The 16,868-nt window shown below is 59.0% G+C and carries 13 protein-coding genes; 8 read left to right on the top strand and 5 right to left on the bottom strand.

The window, feature by feature from the left end:
* Window positions 1-102: 102 nt before the first annotated feature.
* Together GPM19_RS11750 and GPM19_RS11745 are read right to left on the bottom strand one after the other, a co-directional pair.
* Window positions 103-942, bottom strand: coding sequence for a type III pantothenate kinase (locus GPM19_RS11750; RefSeq protein ID WP_160419233.1), 840 nt, complete (start codon window positions 940-942; stop codon window positions 103-105).
* The gene (locus tag GPM19_RS11745; RefSeq protein ID WP_160419232.1) at window positions 939-1,922 is read right to left on the bottom strand and encodes a biotin--[acetyl-CoA-carboxylase] ligase; all 984 of its coding nucleotides are present in this window, start codon (window positions 1,920-1,922) and stop codon (window positions 939-941) included. Before GPM19_RS11745 ends, GPM19_RS11750 begins: the two co-directional genes overlap by 4 nt.
* Before the next feature lie 275 nt (window positions 1,923-2,197).
* Between GPM19_RS11745 and typA the strand changes: the two genes are divergently transcribed.
* From typA to GPM19_RS11715, 6 genes are all read left to right on the top strand, one after another.
* The gene (typA, locus tag GPM19_RS11740; protein WP_160419231.1) at window positions 2,198-4,048 is read left to right on the top strand and encodes a translational GTPase TypA; all 1,851 of its coding nucleotides are present in this window, start codon (window positions 2,198-2,200) and stop codon (window positions 4,046-4,048) included.
* Window positions 4,049-4,288: 240 nt separating this feature from the next.
* Window positions 4,289-5,734 carry a sodium-dependent transporter gene (locus tag GPM19_RS11735; RefSeq protein ID WP_160419230.1) on the top strand — a complete coding sequence of 482 codons (1,446 nt, stop codon included), beginning with the start codon at window positions 4,289-4,291 and terminating at the stop codon, window positions 5,732-5,734.
* A gap of 45 nt (window positions 5,735-5,779) precedes the next feature.
* Entirely contained in the window at window positions 5,780-6,550 is a 771-nt protein-coding gene (locus GPM19_RS11730; protein WP_160419229.1) for an ABC transporter ATP-binding protein, read from the top strand.
* Window positions 6,551-6,628: 78 nt separating this feature from the next.
* Complete coding sequence (locus tag GPM19_RS11725; RefSeq protein WP_160419228.1) at window positions 6,629-7,333, top strand: ABC transporter ATP-binding protein; 705 nt, start codon at window positions 6,629-6,631, stop codon at window positions 7,331-7,333.
* A 24-nt stretch (window positions 7,334-7,357) separates the two neighbouring features.
* The gene (locus GPM19_RS11720) at window positions 7,358-8,362 is read left to right on the top strand and encodes a branched-chain amino acid ABC transporter permease (protein ID WP_160419227.1); all 1,005 of its coding nucleotides are present in this window, start codon (window positions 7,358-7,360) and stop codon (window positions 8,360-8,362) included.
* The gene (locus GPM19_RS11715) at window positions 8,362-9,669 is read left to right on the top strand and encodes a branched-chain amino acid ABC transporter permease (RefSeq protein WP_160419226.1); all 1,308 of its coding nucleotides are present in this window, start codon (window positions 8,362-8,364) and stop codon (window positions 9,667-9,669) included. Before GPM19_RS11720 ends, GPM19_RS11715 begins: the two co-directional genes overlap by 1 nt.
* 110 nt (window positions 9,670-9,779) lie before the next feature.
* On the opposite strand, the gene GPM19_RS11710 is transcribed toward GPM19_RS11715, so the two are convergent.
* From GPM19_RS11710 to GPM19_RS11700, 3 genes are all read right to left on the bottom strand, one after another.
* Window positions 9,780-10,988, bottom strand: coding sequence for an ABC transporter substrate-binding protein (locus GPM19_RS11710; protein WP_160419225.1), 1,209 nt, complete (start codon window positions 10,986-10,988; stop codon window positions 9,780-9,782).
* Between the two features lie 114 nt (window positions 10,989-11,102).
* Window positions 11,103-12,596: an SLC13 family permease gene (locus tag GPM19_RS11705; RefSeq protein ID WP_160419224.1), complete on the bottom strand. Its 1,494-nt coding sequence runs from the start codon at window positions 12,594-12,596 to the stop codon at window positions 11,103-11,105.
* 27 nt (window positions 12,597-12,623) lie between these two features.
* Window positions 12,624-12,872 carry a hypothetical protein gene (locus GPM19_RS11700; protein WP_160419223.1) on the bottom strand — a complete coding sequence of 83 codons (249 nt, stop codon included), beginning with the start codon at window positions 12,870-12,872 and terminating at the stop codon, window positions 12,624-12,626.
* Window positions 12,873-13,004: 132 nt separating this feature from the next.
* Between GPM19_RS11700 and GPM19_RS11695 the strand changes: the two genes are divergently transcribed.
* Both GPM19_RS11695 and rapA read left to right on the top strand, forming a co-directional pair.
* Window positions 13,005-13,808, top strand: coding sequence for a TlpA disulfide reductase family protein (locus GPM19_RS11695; protein ID WP_160419222.1), 804 nt, complete (start codon window positions 13,005-13,007; stop codon window positions 13,806-13,808).
* A 111-nt stretch (window positions 13,809-13,919) separates the two neighbouring features.
* Complete coding sequence (rapA, locus tag GPM19_RS11690; RefSeq protein ID WP_160419221.1) at window positions 13,920-16,868, top strand: RNA polymerase-associated protein RapA; 2,949 nt, start codon at window positions 13,920-13,922, stop codon at window positions 16,866-16,868.

Genomic DNA, 16,868 nt, shown 5'->3' with positions numbered 1-16,868 from the left:
TTTGTCAAGCAATACCTGCTTTTACTTGATTTTATTCGACAATTTCGCCTTAAATTGAAAATGGACGACCTTGCCGAGCACCTCGGAACGCGCTGCATTCTTTCAAAGCAGCATTGAAAATGCAAGGCCTGCGTGAATTTTTTCCAACGACACTGGCTCAGCCACTTTGGGAGCACCAGCCATTTTCCCCGCCCGCTCCGCCAAGGTCAGCGGAAAACAGGCTTCAAGCCCACCATAAACCATATCCGGCCAGACGGCATGAGGCACCTGCACTCCGCGCGAAATAACGCGCGCATCGCCACCTGTAAGCAACATGGGAAGCGCAACCCCATGCTGGTCGCACACTTCGCAATAGATTCGGTTGATAGCACTCACTGCCGCCATGTAGATACCGTGATTCACCGCCTCGACGGTGCGACGCCCAGGTTCAAGCAATTCTTCGGCTTCACTGTCGGGATCGATTGCAACGTTGCGCGTACCCAGTTTCAGGCTTTCCTTCATCAGGCGCAGTCCCGGCAGAATGTACCCGCCCAGGTGCTTGCCTCCGGGCAGCACGAAGTCAACGGTAATAGCACTACCGCAGTCTACTGCGCAGCAACCTCCCGCTAACTGATAACCCGCCAATGCGCCCATCCACCGGTCGACACCCAGCCTGCCCGGCTCTTCATAGCCATTTATCACCCCTAACGCTTCTGCGGTGGATCGCGCCACATGCACGGCACCCACCCGATGGCGCAACAGCTTGACCGTATCATCAAGCACGGCGGCGCGTGCTACGCTTGAGATACGTACTGCCTCGACTACATCCAAGTCGGGGATGTCTGACCCCGGGCGCCACTCTTCACGGGTCCACACTGCCCCTCGAGAGCGTATCTCACTGCTGTCAGCATCTTTGAGGCGCCATTTCGACAAGGTATTTCCGATATCCAGATCAAGAATCATAAGGCGCCACGCACGCTGATCTCACCGCCCGCCAGGCGCCTCTTCCGCCCCCCTTCGTTGACCCAGAGATTGCCTTTCTCATCCACATCACCGGCCACCGCCTCGGTGACCCGGGTGCCTTGAATCACTTTTACCGGCACGTCGACATAGGCGTGACGCTGATTCCATGCTTGTTGCCAACCAGCAAAGCCCGACGTTTCAAACTCCGCCAGCAGCCCCAATAATGCCGCCAGCACCTCGGCCGCCAGCTGGTTGCGCGAAAGCATCGGCAGATAATCATGCAGGGCCGCCACAGGCTGTTCGATATTCACACGTAGCGATTCGGGCAATGAAAGATTCATGCCCATTCCCACCACCACCTCGCAGGGACCTGCTGCATCCCCGACCACCTCGATCAAGATACCCGCCAATTTGGCAAGGCACCCTTCGGCGTCGGGCAAGAGCACATCATTGGGCCACTTCAATCTCGGGAAAACTCCATGGCTTTCCAGTACCTGGGCAACGACCACACCCACCGCCAGGCTCAAGCCTTCAAGCGCCGCCACACCGCCTTCAAAGCGCCACCCCAGGGAAAGCATCAAGCTTTGCCCCCAGGGAGTCGTCCAGGCTCGACCGCGCCGGCCACGTCCAGCAGTTTGCCATTCAACCAGGCAGACTTCGCCATGACCTGCGCCTTGGGTAAAGCGCTGGCGAATGTATTCGTTGCTTGACGGCAGCTGGTCTTCCACGAACAGGCGTACCAGATGACGACGCGCCCCGGATGGCAGGCGTGACACGATATCGGCGCCATCCAATGGTTCAAGCCGCTGCGCCAATGAGTAGCCCCGACCCTTGACGGCCTGTAACTCGACACCCAGCCCCTCGAGTTTTTTCAACTGTTTCCATACCGCGGCGCGGGAAATGCCGAGTGCCTCACCCAGCTGCTCGCCGGAATGGACCTTGCCATCACTCAACAAGCGCATCAGGTTACCGATGGTCATGCTCTTGCCCCAGCTGGGAAAAATGCCATTCTAGCGGATGCGGCTCTACACCGAAAACATTCCCCACCTAATGGACGAAAAGCAACCAACGGGCACTGCCAGCAATGGCCTGAGATCAGGAATCCTGCGGCGAGTAATATCAGCCACGGCCAGGTCATGATAGAATGCCCGCTGGACGCAAGCCCCGAGCCAAGGCGGTCGGCGTCTGCCCAACCTTGCGCCCCGCATTTTCCGACCCGTGGACGAACGGGTGTTCACAAGAGTTATCTCCCAGCATGCAAAATCAGCAAAATCCTAGCGCGGTCAACAACCTGCGCAATGTCGCCATTATTGCTCACGTTGACCACGGCAAGACCACTCTGGTCGATAAACTCCTGAGCCAATCCGGTACGCTTGACCGCAAAGCTGAAGGCCAGGAACGCGTCATGGACTCCAGTGACCAGGAGAAAGAGCGCGGCATTACCATTTTAGCCAAGAATACTGCCATTCAATGGCAGGACCAATCCGGCCAGGATTACCATATCAATATCGTCGACACGCCGGGACACGCCGATTTCGGTGGTGAAGTCGAGCGCGTGATGTCGATGGTGGACTCCGTGCTGCTATTGGTCGATGCAGTCGATGGCCCCATGCCGCAGACTCGCTTTGTGACTCAGAAGGCCTTCGCCCAAGGGCTTAAGCCAATCGTGGTGGTCAACAAGATCGACCGCCCTGGCGCACGGCCTGACTGGGTCATCGACCAGATTTTCGACCTGTTCGATAACCTCGGCGCTACCGATGAGCAGCTCGACTTTCCGATTATCTATTGCTCGGCGCTGAATGGCGTTGCCGGCATGGACCCGGAAGACCTGGCCGACGACATGACGCCAATGCTTCAGTCCATTGTCGACATCGTCGAGCCGCCCAAGGTTGAGCTCGACGGTCCCTTCCAGATGCAGATCTCGGCGCTGGACTACAACAGCTATGTCGGCGTTATCGGTCTGGGCCGCATCAAGCGCGGTGCAGTCAAGCCCAACCAGCAGATCAGCGTGATCGGTGTGGATGGCAAGGTGCGCAAGGGCAAGATCGGCCAGGTGATGACTCACATGGGCCTGGAGCGCGTGCAAACCAACGAGGCCACCGCCGGCGATATCGTCTGCGTGACCGGCATCGATGACCTCTCCATCTCCGATACGCTGTGCGACCCATCCAAGGTCGAGGCATTGCCGCCACTGTCAGTGGATGAACCCACCGTCTCCATGTCCTTCCAGGTCAATGATTCTCCGTTCGCGGGCAAGGACGGCAAATTCGTCACCAGCCGCAACATCAAGGATCGTCTCGACCAGGAGCTGATCCACAATGTGGCGCTGCGTGTCGAGCAAGGCGAAACGCCGGAGAAATTCAAGGTATCCGGCCGTGGTGAGCTGCACCTCTCGGTGTTGATCGAAACCATGCGTCGTGAAGGCTTCGAGCTTGCCGTGGGCCGCCCTGAAGTGATCATCAGAGAGATCGGCGGCGAGAAGCAGGAGCCGTACGAAGAGGTGATCATCGATTGCGAAGAGCAGCACCAGGGCGCGATCATGGAAGAGTTGGGCTATCGCAAGGGTGAGATGACCAACATGCACCCGGACGGCAAGGGTCGTGTTCGCCTGGACTTCATCATCCCGGCACGCGGTTTGATCGGCTTTCGCGGCCAGTTCCTGACCTTGACCTCCGGTACCGGCATCCTCACCAGTCGCTTCGACCACTACGGCGAGCTCAAGCCCGATGCCTCCATCGAGCGTCGCAATGGTGTGCTGGTGTCGATGGTCGACGGCAAGGCACTGGCCTATGCACTGTTTGCGCTTCAGGAACGCGGCAAGCTGATCATCGATCACGCCACCGAAGTTTATGAAGGCATGCTGATCGGCATCAGCAACCGTGCCAATGACATGATGGTCAATCCGACCAAGGGCAAGAAACTCGACAACATGCGCTCCACGGGTAACGACGAGAACATCGTCCTGACCCCACCGGTGAAGTTCAGCCTGGAACAAGCCATCGAGTTTCTTGACTCCGATGAGCTGGTTGAGGTGACACCGCACCACATCCGGCTGCGCAAGAAGCTACTCAAGGAAAACGAGCGCAAGCGTTCCAGCAAGAAATAAGCGCTGCGCTTCCTCAGTGTACCTATCGGGCCCGCCATGTGCGGGCCCGATTCGTATGCGCTCATTCTGGCCAGCCAGCCTCAAGTCACATTAATAAGCCCCATCAGCCAACGCAGCCTTAACGCTAGGCAGCTGGAAAACCGACGGCTTGTGACGCACAGTGTCGACATCGTTTCAGCTAACCTGCCAAGTACGTTTGCATGTCTCTCCTTTTCAAGCCAACGATACGGATTCTGACTCATGAGTGGTCACAACGTCTGGACACATAAAGGCACCTTCCTGCTGGCTGCGGTCGGCTCGGCAGTAGGCTTGGGGAACCTTTGGCGGTTTCCTTATCTTACCGGTGAAAATGGCGGCGGCGCCTTTATTCTGGTGTATGCAGTGACTATCTTCGCCGTGGGCATTCCCATCCTGATTGCTGAAATCATGCTTGGGCGGGCCAGTCGGCAAAGCCCGATCATGGGCATGCGTCACCTGACCAAAACCCACAATACCTCGAGAGCTTGGGAAACGATTGGCTGGCTGGGTGCCGCCTCGGCATTTCTGATCTTGAGTTTCTACTCGGTAATCGCCGGCTGGGCAATCCATTACACCTGGCTGATGTTGACCGGCTCGCTGGTCGGCGCCGATGCCGCGATCATCGCTGCCGGTTTCGACGCCTTGCTCGCCTCACCGGGCCTTTTGACGCTTTATCACACCTTGTTCATTATTGCTTCCGGCCTGATCGTGGGCATGGGCATTCACAAGGGTATCGAATCGGGCCTGCGCATCATCATGCCGGCCCTATTCGCCATCTTGCTGCTGGTGCTGGCGTATAGCGTGATGCACGGCGATATCGCCGCGGCGGCAAGCTTCCTGTTTACCTTCAACCTTGCGGAATTGAGCCTGGAAGGCTGGTTGCAGGCCGTGGGGCAATCGTTTTTCACCCTGAGCCTGGGGATGGGTGCGATCATGGCGTATGGCGCTTACATGTCCAGCACCGCCTCTCTCACGCGTACCGCGATTGCCGTAGCCATTGTGGATACCGCCGTAGCCATGGTCGCCGGGCTTGCCATCTTCTCTCTGGTGTTCGGCGCAGGGCTGGAAACCGGCCAAGGACCCGGACTGATGTTCGTGACGCTGCCGCTGGCCTTTGCCGAAATGCCTTTGGGCGGACTGGTGGGAGGGGTGTTCTTCATTCTGGTCCTGGGGGCGGCGATCAGCTCCTCGATATCGCTGATCGAACCAGTAGCAGCCTTTCTGGTTGAGCGTTTCGACTTGACGCGCCCTCAGGCGGTCGCCCTGATGGTCATTGCCAGCTGGGCACTGGGGCTGCTCACCGTGGTCAGCTTCAATATCTATGCCGAAGGCACCATCTTCCATACCCTGTTCGGGCGCAGCGCCTTTGATTTCATCGAGCTGCTGACCAATATCTTCATGCCTCTGGGCGGGATATTGATTGCAATGTTTGCCGGCTGGGCGCTGACCCACTCCGAGGTGATGAAGGAAATGCGCACCAACGAAACCTGGTTCAGCATCTGGCGCTTTCTGGTGCGCTTCATTGCGCCAGCAGCGGTGGCGTTTGTCTTTCTGCGCACGATCCCGCAGGTCGACGGCTACTTGATTCCCGCTATAGGGGCGGTACTGCTTGTGGGTGCCTTTGCCGTCGGGCGCACCTTTCTGATGGAAAATAGTCAGGAAAAATAACACTAACGCCTGTGGCAGCCTGCCAAGGCCTGACAGGAATTGCTCATGACAGCCATCATTGACGTCCGCCACCTCAACAAGGCATTCGGTGGTATGCAGGTCATCAACGACTGCTCGATCCATGTGGAAGAAGGCTCCATCACCGGCATGATCGGACCCAACGGGGCCGGTAAGTCAACCCTGTTCAACCTTATTGCCGGTGCCTTGGCGCCGGACAGTGGCCAAGTGCTGTTCAACGGCGAAGATATCACCAGGCTCAGCCCCGACCAGCGCTTTCACAAGGGACTGCTGCGTACCTTTCAGATCGCTCATGAGTTCAGTCATATGAGCGCCCTGGAAAACTTGATGATGGTGCCTCCTCACCAGGCCGGTGAAAGCTTGTTCAACGCCTGGTTCAAGCCTGCCCGTGTTCGCGAGGAGGAAACCATCGTTCGGCGTCGGGCACTTGAGGTGATCGACTTCGTCGGTTTGCATCATGTGCGCAACGAACTAGCAGGCAATCTTTCCGGCGGACAGAAAAAGCTTCTCGAACTGGGGCGCACCATGATGACCGACGCCAAGGTGGTGCTTCTGGATGAAATCGCCGCCGGGGTCAACCGCACCCTCCTGGGTGATTTAGTCGGCAATATCGAGCGCCTCAATCGAGAAATGGGGTATACGTTCCTGGTCATTGAACACGACATGGAAATGATTGCTCGATTATGCGATCCGGTGATCGTCCTGGCACAGGGCAGCGTCATGGTGGAAGGCAGTATCGAGGAAATACAGAACAACCCTGCCGTGATAGAAGCCTACTTCGGCGCTGGGGCCGCTTGACGGCTCGTACTTAAAAAATGACTCGCACTTAAAAAGTGCCTTTAAAAACAATTTCAAGCTCCTTGTCTGGGAACCAGCATGCCATTACTCGAAGCACGTGACGTGCACGGCGGCTATGGCGGCATGAACATCCTCAACGGGATCAACATGACGCTTGAAGCCGATGAAGTCGGGGTCATCGTCGGCCCCAACGGGGCCGGAAAATCGACCATGCTCAAGGCGATTTTCGGCCTGCTCCTCGTCAATCAAGGCGAAATATTGTTACGCGGTGAGCCGATCCATAACCTGCCGCCCAATAAGCTGGTGCAGAAAGGCATGGGCTTTGTGCCTCAGGAAAACAACATCTTTCCCAGCATGACGGTTAAGGAAAACCTGGAAATGGGGGCTTTCCTCAAACCCAATAGCGTCAAGCCTATGCTCAAGCAGGTCTACGAGGCGTTTCCGCCCCTTTATGACAAGCGCCATCAGCGTGCTGGTGAACTTTCCGGTGGTCAGCGTCAGATGGTAGCCATGGGACGTGCCTTGATGGCTGAGCCTAGCGTACTGCTACTGGACGAACCCACCGCTGGATTGTCACCCCTTTACATGAACGAGATCTTCGCCCGCATCAGAGAAATCAACGCCATCGGGGTGGGCATTCTGATGGTGGAACAAAACGCCAAACAGGCGCTGGCCATCGCCGACAAAGGCTTCGTGCTGGCGGCGGGGCAGAATCGTTTCACTGACACCGGTGCCTCTCTGCTTGCCAACCCGGACGTCGCCAAAAGCTTTCTCGGTGGCTAGAGCCCGTATCTGGAGAATTTCGTCTTGAATGAATTCATGTTTTTCATCAATAACGTCTTGGTTGCTGGCAGTGTGTCCGGATCGATCTATGCGATCGGTGCGGTAGGCGTCACATTGGTATTCAGTATCATGCGCTTCGCTCATTTTGCCCATGCCGACATGATGACCTTCGGTGCCTTCATGGTACTGGCGCTGACCACCGCCTTTCCGGCGGCGGGCGCTGGCTTCGGGATGCCCACCGCCGTTGTGATGCTACCTGTTGCCATGGCGCTGACGGCGCTTTTGGCCGTGGGAATCGACAAGGCTTTTTACAAACCGCTGCGTGCCCATGGCGTCAAACCGATCGTGCTGGTGATCGGCTCGCTGGGCGTCACTCTCATGCTTCAAGGAGTCATTCGCCTGTTTGCCGGAACCGGCGGGCAAAACCTCTACGTGGACGACCGCAAGGAAATCTTTCGCATGGTGCTGCCCCTCGAAGGGGTACGAGTGCCGGTGGTAATTACCGAACCGCAGCTCTATCTATTCGTCCTCACTCTCGTGTCGGTGGTGGCATTACACCTGTTTCTTAACCGCTCACGGCTGGGCAAGGCCATGCGCGCCATGTCGGACAACCCCGAGCTGGCTCAAGCATCGGGAATCAATACCAACACCATTGTGGCGGTTACCTGGGTGATTGTCGGTTCTTTGGCAGCAATCGCCGGCACCTTGCTGTCGTTGGATGTGACATTCAAACCTGACTTGAGCTTCTTTCTGCTATTGCCGATTTTCGCCGCCGCGATTGTGGGCGGCGTAGGCCACCCTTATGGCGCGATTGCCGGGGGTTTCGTGGTCGGTTTTGCCGAGACACTGGCGGTCTTCAACTGGAATGTATTGCTGCGCCCTTATCGCGACAGCTTTCCCGACTGGCTTGAATTGCCCAGTAACCTAGCCTTCGTCGGCACCGAGTACAAGATCGTGGTGCCCTTCTTCATCCTGGTCGCCATCTTGATCTGGCGTCCGACCGGCATCTTCAAGGGCAAGGTGATCTGATGAATACGCCAACTGCATCTCCCAATGAAATCGCCGCTCCCCGCCGCTTCCCTCTGCGTGAAGTGGTGCTCTTTGCCATCTTGCTGGTGGCCGTGCTGGGGGTCTATGCCCTCATGGGTGCCGCCTATAGCACCCGCATGCTGGTGGAAGCCGCCTGTTATGCGATTCTTGCCCTAGGCCTGACCATTCAGTGGGGTTATGCCGGCCAATTCAATGCCGGGGTCATGGGGTTCGTGGCGCTCGGGGGTTTCTGCGCCATGTTCTTCAGCATTCCAGTGAACGATGCGTTCTGGAACACCGAGCTTCCCGGTGAACTAGGCCGGGTACTGTTGTACGTGGTCGGCGCTGTCCTGGCAGTCGTAGGCGCCAGCAAGCTCGACCGCCTCGGTGTGCCCAAGAAGTTGCGCAGCGTGTTGACGGTAATCCTCGCCGTGGTGCTTTACATGGTGGTCATCAGTGCATTGCGCGGTGTCACCGGCGAGATTGAATCACGCGCCGGCTTCATCGGTGGCTTGGGCCTGCCCGCCTGGGTAGGCTGGATAGTCGGCGGGGCGCTGGCCGGGGGCGTCGGTTACTTCATCGGCCATGTGTGTCTGGGGTTACGTAGCGACTATCTGGCCATCGCCACGCTGGGCATCGCCGAAATCATCAAGGCCTTTCTCAAGAATTCCGACTGGCTGACGCGCGGTACCGCGACTGTCTCGCCGCTACCCTGGCCCACGCCCGGCCCCGCGGAACTGGGGTTCACCTTGTCGAGGGCATTGTATCTGTCGGTTACCGCCCTCATCATTGCGGTCATCTTCTTTCTTCTGCACCGGGCCTATCACGCCCCTTGGGGACGCATGATTCGCGCCATCCGGGATAACGAAATCTCGAGTGCCGCCATGGGCAAGGACATCAATCGGCGACGCCTGGAAATCTTCGTGCTGGGCTGCATTCTGATGGGTATCGGGGGCGGGGTAATGACCACGTTCAATAGCTTGTTCGACCCCCAGGGTTACTTGCCGCTCAACCACACCTTCCTGGTATTGGTAATGGTGATTCTGGGCGGGCCGGGCAATAACTTGGGTACCATTTTCGGTGCCGTGGCGGTGTACATCATCTGGATCATGTCGGAGCCGTTGGCACTCTTTCTGATGCAGCTGGTGGTCAACCTGGGAGAAGGCGTGTTCGGCTGGGACTTTCCCGCCAACATGGAGAGCCGCGCGCTTCAGGCGCGAGTCTTGGTGATCGGCTTATTGATCACCTTAGTGCTGCGCTTTGCGCCCAAGGGACTCTTGCCGGAAAAGATCAAGCACCACGGCTGAGCTATCTGCATTGATTGGCGAAAAAAAGCCCCGACGGATAAACGTCGGGGCTTTTTCATCACTCAAGCGCTACTTTTCAATGGAGCATCTTGTCAATAGGGCATTCTCGCTCAGAGATCGACCAATCCCTTGCTGACGAAGCTTCCGTCTTCCACCACCATCTCGACCACCACGCCGGGTACGTCGCCGTTATCGTCGAATTCATGCGTACCGGAAGCGCCTTCGTAGTTGATTTCAGTACCCGAAGCGATCAACTCCACGGCTTTTTCCCATTCACCGGGAAGAATCACTTCACCGGGTTCGGAGGCCACACTACGCAGCGCCTCGGAAAGCCCTTCGCGCTCGGCGCTGCCATTCTGTTCGATGGCTAACGCCACCAGGAAGGCGGCATCGTAGGCTTGCGCCGCAAACACTGCGCTGGGATCGATACCCGCCGCTTCTGCCTGCTCGACGAACATATCGGTACCCGGCAGTTCCGGGCTTCCCGGACGGGTGGCGATCATGCCTTCGAGTACATCGGCGCCGATCGCTTCGATCAGGCTATCTCCGACCATGCCGTCGGCACCCACATACTGCGTGAACATGCCGCTTTCATATGCTTGACGCAGCACGGTCTGGCCCGAGGTATCGGCATAAGCCAGCACCACCAGGTTGGGAACGCCGGTGGTGGCAAGTGAGCCCAGTTCGGAGCGGTAGTCGGCACGGTTATCCTCGTGTGCCAGATTTTTCTCCACTGTGCCGCCGCCCTGGGTAAAGGCCTCGGCAAAGGCATCCGACAGGCCACGACCGTAGTCATTATTGACGTAGGTGACCACCACTTCATCGATGCCTTTCTGCAATAACAGCTTGGCCAGCATCTCACCCTGGAAAGCATCCGAAGGCACGGTACGGAACACCAGGTCATTATCATCCAACTCGGTCACCGCCGGTGCGGTCGATGCCGGGGAGACCATGAGCACATTCCCCGGGATGGCCGCATTGTTGGCCGCGGCAATGGTGGCCCCGGTGCATAACGCTCCCACAATGGCGGTAACCTGCTCGGTATTGACCATGCGGTCTGCCGCGTTCGATGCAGCCGAAGCATCACTGCAGGTGGTGTCACCGGTGGGCATTACCAATTCCTGACCGCCGAGAATGCCGTCCTGCTCGTTGACCTGCTGTACCGCCAGTTGTGCGCCATCGAAGATGGGCGGGGTGAGGCTTTCAATCCCTCCGGTAAAGCCCCCCAGAAAGCCAACCTTGACTTCTGCTTGTGCCATGCCCGTGAAGGCCAGTGAAGAAGTCGCTATAGCGACGGCGAGTGCGCGCTTTTTCATCATGTTGTATCGCTCTGCCAGTGAAAAAAGTAAGCCATGCCCTGGCTCAGGGTATAGGGTTAATTTGGAACCCATTGCGCAAAAACACAAGTGGCACTTTTAACGCTAGGCTTACCGTCACGCTGTCTTCCAGCCAAATCCGAGTATCGGCATCGCCAGAGCAAACACGGCCAGGCTGATCATGACGATGGCCACGGCACTGATTAACGCCCCGGCACGCACCATGTCGATGACCTTCAAACGTCCACTGGCGAATACCACGGCATTCGGCGGTGTTGCCACCGGCAGCATGAAAGCACAAGAGGCGGCCATGGCCACCGGCACTGCCAACAGCAAGGGGCTGGCATTCAGGCTAACCGTCAGCGCGGCGGTCAAGGGTAGAATCGCGGCCGCCGTTGCGGTATTGCTGGTCACATGGCTCATCAGCATCACTACCGTGACGACCATTACTACCATGGCCCAGGTCGGCCAACCGCCCAGCCCCGCCAAGGCATTGGCGACGACTTCCGCAAGCCCTGAACTTTCGATAGCGGCACCCAGGCTCAAACCGCCACCCACCAAGATCAACACCCCCCAAGGCAGGTTGCGCGCCGTGTCCCAGTCCATCAAGAACTGGCGTTGCTTCCAGCGTGCCGGCACCACGAACAACAGCAAGGCGCCAATCACCGCGATGCCCCCGTCACTGAGCTGGATTCCCAGCCAGCGCTCGAGTAGCGGACGCGTCACCCAAGCCAAGGCCACCAACCCGAACACCACCGCCACCCGGCGCTCGGGTGAAGCCATTTTCCCTAGATCCCGAGACTGCTGTTCAAGCATATGAGAAATCCCCTGGATTTCATCACGCGGCACCGGATACACCAGCCGAGTCAGCAACCACCAGGCCAGCGCCAGCAATACAAGTGCGGGTGGCACCGCAACCAGCATCCACTGAGCGAAGTCGATCTGGATGGCGTAATTGTCCGCCATGAATCCCGCCAACAAGGCATTGGGCGGAGTTCCGATCAAGGTACCCATGCCGCCAATATTGGCCGCCAGGGCAATTCCCAGCAGCAAGCACAGCGCCATGCTGCGATTCGGTCCCATGCTGTCCTCCTGCTCCAGCAGGACCAGCACGGATAGCCCAATAGGCACCATCAAGGCGGCGGTCGCGGTATTGCTCACCCACATGCTGAGAAATGCCGTTGCCGCCATGAAGCCTCCCACCAGATAATCAGGACGCTTACCCGCCACCCTGAGCACCCCTAACGCAATGCGCCGGTGCAAGTTCCAACGCTGAATCGCCTCGGCCAGCATGAAACCGCCCAGAAACAGAAAAATCAGCGGATTGGCATAGGGGGCGGCGGCCTCGTTGATGGGCGCCACTTCCAGCAGCGGCAACATCGCCACGGGCAACAAGGCGGTCACCGCTATGGGTACTGGCTCGAGTATCCACCATATCGCCATCCAGGCGGTCAGGATGAGGACCTTCCATGCCATGGGCGGCATCTCGGCCGGCGCCCCCATTCCCAGCAAGGCAACCGCGAGCAGCGGCCCGGCCAATAGGCCGACAGTGATCTTTATTCGTTCCCAGCGGGCGGCGTCACTCTTCCGAGCGTCATCTGATTGCAGCATCCTGCTTCCTTTTCATGCTCAAGCTCTTCAGGGCTGGCGAGGTTCATCGTCGGGGTCGCTCACGCGCTGGTCCCAGCGCTTGCGCTGCTTGTTTCGCCGGTACAGCCGCGCCAGGGCAATGAGTAACGCAGCAGCCACCATGGCAGCCAATACAACGCCCTGCCACGGCCGGGCAGTGTCACCCATCACAGTCTCCAATGTGATGATCAAGGTCAGGCCCAGCGCCTGGGAGGCAATCGCCAGGGCGCGCAACCTATCGAAGTTCTTATGGGGCATGCATCACTCCTGCCGGTACGCAATGGATGACAGCGCAGGCCGGCGACAGTAGGCTTGTCGAAAATCGTTTTGCCTAGTGTACCCGCTGCGCCGTGCCTTGTTCCAAGGTCGTCACCTCCACCGAGTCCCTGCATGAATGCGATAGCTCTTGGTCCTGTATTGATTTCCCTTCCCCGCCTGTATGCCATCGGCTGCGCGCTGGCACTACTCTTGGCCAGCCGTTACCTCCTGGGCCTGCCTCGCCACCAACATAACCGCTGGTTCAATGGGCTGGTAGTCGTGTGGCTGCTGGGCGCGCGTCTGGGACATGTGATCATGCAGCTTGAAAGTTATGCGGGTGCTCCACTGGATGTCCTGAAATTCTGGCAACCCGGCTATCACGGCCTCTGGGGCATGGCGGCCGCGCTGGCCTGGACCGCCTGGACCTTGCGTCGCCGACCCCTGGCCATGGGCGGTGCCTTGGCCCTGGTAGTGGGCAGTTCGACGTTATGGCTGGTGCTGGTAATGCTGTCACCCCTGGGAGGGCAGCTTCCCGTCAGTGAACTGCCGGATATTACCTTGGAAGATATCGAGGGCAGGGAAGTCCATCTGCCCGACCTGATTCAGGATGACAAACGTATCATCGTCAATCTCTGGGCTACCTGGTGCCCGCCCTGCCTGCGCGAAATGCCGTTACTCGAACAAGCTGCCCAGCGGGAAGACGTTACGGTGGTGATCGTCAATCAGGGTGAAGACCTCTTGCCCATTGTACGTTATCTGGACGAACAGCAGCTTGAGTTTGGTTACGCGCTGCGCGACCCGCGTCAGCAATTGATGGCTTTATTCGAATCGCCGGGATTGCCGACGACGCTGCTGTTTGACGCCCAGGGACGCGCCATCGAGCAGCATGTGGGTGAGCTTACCCGTGCTCAGCTCGACAGCTGGCTGAACGATTGAGCCAATCACAGCTTAATCCTCCCGCTCCTTTGGGTTAGAATCGCCCGCCCTGTTGCCGTCGGTGGCTAACCTCCGGCGGTGCGCGCACCGTTTTCCGTATCCCGAGGCATCATGAGCGATTTTTCTCCCGGCCAACGCTGGATCAGCGACGGCGAGGCCGAACTTGGGCTTGGCACCGTGCTTAGCAACGATTTCCGCAGTGTCACCATCTTGTTCAGCGCCAGTCAGGAAACCCGGACTTACAATACCCGTCAGGCACCGCTGACGCGGGTCATGTTCGGTAGCGGCGACCGTGTTCTTTCCGCAGACGGCTGGAAAATGATCGTCGACGAGAGCCGCGAAAGCCGAGGTCTCATCACCTATGTCGGGGAAGACGAACATGGCAACCTGCGTGAACTGCCGGAAGCCAAGCTCGCCGACACCATGCAGTTCGATCAGGCGCGTGACCGTCTCCTGACCGGGCAGGTCGACCGTAATGACTGGTTCGATCTGCGCTTTCGCACCCTGCACCATTTTCAGCGTATCGAACGGCATCCGGCGCTGGGACTGTCCGGCCCACGTATCGACCTGATTCCCCATCAGCTGTATATCGCTGACGAAGTCTCGCGCCGCCATGCTCCCCGGGTATTGCTCGCCGACGAAGTCGGTCTGGGCAAGACCATCGAGGCGGGCCTGATTCTCCACCGTCTGTTGCTCAACGGGCGTATCGAGCGCGCCTTGATCCTGGTGCCGGACAGCCTTACCCATCAATGGCTGGTGGAACTGCTGCGGCGCTTCTCGCTGGATGTCAGGCTGCTCAATGAAACTCAGAGCCAGGCGCACGGCCTCGCCAATCCCTTTGAAACCGCTCAGCTGGTGCTCGCAAGCCAGGACTGGCTATTCGCCAATCCTCACCGCCAGGAGCAGGCCGAGGCCAGCCAGTTCGACCTGCTGATCGTCGACGAAGCCCATCATCTGGCCTGGTCGGAAGAAGAAAGCGGCGCCAGCTACCAGTGCGTTGAACGCCTGTCATCAAAGATACCGGGGTTGCTGCTGCTCACCGCCACGCCCGAACAGATGGGCCTGGCCAGCCATTTTGCCCGCCTGCGCCTACTCGACCCCGAACGCTACCATGACTTCGAACGGTTCAAGGAAGAAGAGCAGCACTACGGCGAAGTGGCCGGTGCCATCGATGCCCTGGAACGCCTGCCCGGCGATGCCGAGGCCCGGGAAGCCATCGATGCCGTGGTGGATGATCGCGATAGCCAGGCGCTGCTGGCAACCCTGACCAACCCCGAAGCCGACGCAGCCCAGCACGAAAGCGCTCGCGGCCAGCTGCGCGAGGCACTGCTTGACCGCCATGGCACAGGCCGGGTGATGTTTCGCAACAGCCGCCGTCATGTGGGCGGCTTTCCCGAACGTCGTCTGCACAGGGTGTCACTGGAGATGCCGCCGGCTTACCGCCGCGTGGTGCGCAGGCTGGAGCGCGACGAGGATTACCTTGACGAGCTGTTGATCGAAAGCGAAATGGATCATCCCGATGTGTTGATCTACCCCGATGCCATGTACCGGGCGCTGTCGAATGATCCACTCAATGTGGAGCCCTGGTGGCACATCGACAGGCGCATCAACTGGCTGCTTGAACGACTCAGCGACGATGGCGAGGAAGGCTTCGCCAACGACAAGGTGCTGATCATCGCCCATCACCGCGATACTGCTCTGGGCCTGGCCGAAGGCTTGCGGGTACTCGGCGGCATTCATGCCCCGGTGTTCCATGAAGGGCTTTCCCTGATCGAGCGTGACCGGGCCGCCGCGGCGTTCGCCGACGAGGAGGACGGTTCTCAGGTACTGGTGTGTTCGGAAATCGGTTCGGAAGGACGTAACTTTCAGTTCTGTCGTCACTTGGTGATGTTCGATCTGCCGCAACATCCCGACCAGTTGGAACAGCGAATCGGCCGACTCGACCGTATCGGCCAGAAACACGCCATCGAACTGCACGTACCCACCTTCGTAGGCAGCCCGGGCGAGCGCCTGCTGCGCTGGTACCATGAAGGCATGGATGCATTCAGTGCCCCGCACGGTGTGGGTAGCGACCTGTTCGAGGCCTTTGGCGACGCCCTGGCCGATGCCCTGCTCGACGATGACAGCCTGAACGAGATCATTGCCGAGACCCGCACCCTGTTTAGCGCCCGCCTGGCGGAACAGGATGCCGGGCGCAACCGTCTGCTGGAACTCAATGCCTGCCGCCCGGCCAAGGCCGAAGCGGTCATCGAGGCCATCCGTGAGATGGACCATGACCCCGCCCTGCCGCGTTACATTGAACGTGCGCTGGATATTTTCGGGGTCGATAGCCAGGAGCTGGGAGCGGGCATCATGCACCTTCAGCCCAGCCCGCAGATGCTCGATGGCCTGCCGGGCCTGGCCAAGGGCGAAGAAGGCTTTTCAGCCACCTTCGACCGGGCGCGCGCGCTGAGCCGTGACGATATCCAGCGCCTCTCCTGGGAGCACCCGCTCACCCGCGAAATGATGGGCAGGATTCTCGACGGCACCATGGGCAACACGGCGCTGGCCCTGTTGCGCCATCCTGCGATTTCCAGCGGGCGCCTGATGGCGGAGTTGGTGTTTCGTACTCACTGCCCGGCACCTCGCTCGCTGCACCTGAACCGCTTCTTGCCGCCCACCGCCGTGCGTGTACTGCTCGATGAGTCGGGCGCCAACCTCACCGGCAAGATTTCCTTCACCGGGCTTTCCCAAAACCTGCAGAAGGTCAACAAATCGATGGCTCGCGATCTGATCAAGAGCCGCCACAATCAGCTACGTGAATTGCTCACCCAGGGCGAAAGCGAGGCCGAACGCGAATTGCCCAGCATTATCGAGGCCGGTGAAAAGCGCATGCGCGAGCAACTCGACGGGGAGCTGGCGCGCCTTCAGGCCTTGGCCGAGCACAACCCGGCGGTGCGTGACATGGAAATCGATGCCCTGAGCCGGGAGCGCCAGGCATTGTCTGACGCCATGGAAAGCACCCGCCTACGCCTGGATAGCGTGCGGGTGATTATCACGGCGGACCCCAAGGGACGCTAA

This window comes from Vreelandella zhuhanensis, from assembly GCF_009793355.1.
Classification (GTDB): domain Bacteria; phylum Pseudomonadota; class Gammaproteobacteria; order Pseudomonadales; family Halomonadaceae; genus Vreelandella; species Vreelandella zhuhanensis.
The sequence above is the reverse complement of the archived record's forward strand: the minus strand, read 5'-3'. Positions and strand labels throughout refer to the sequence as shown.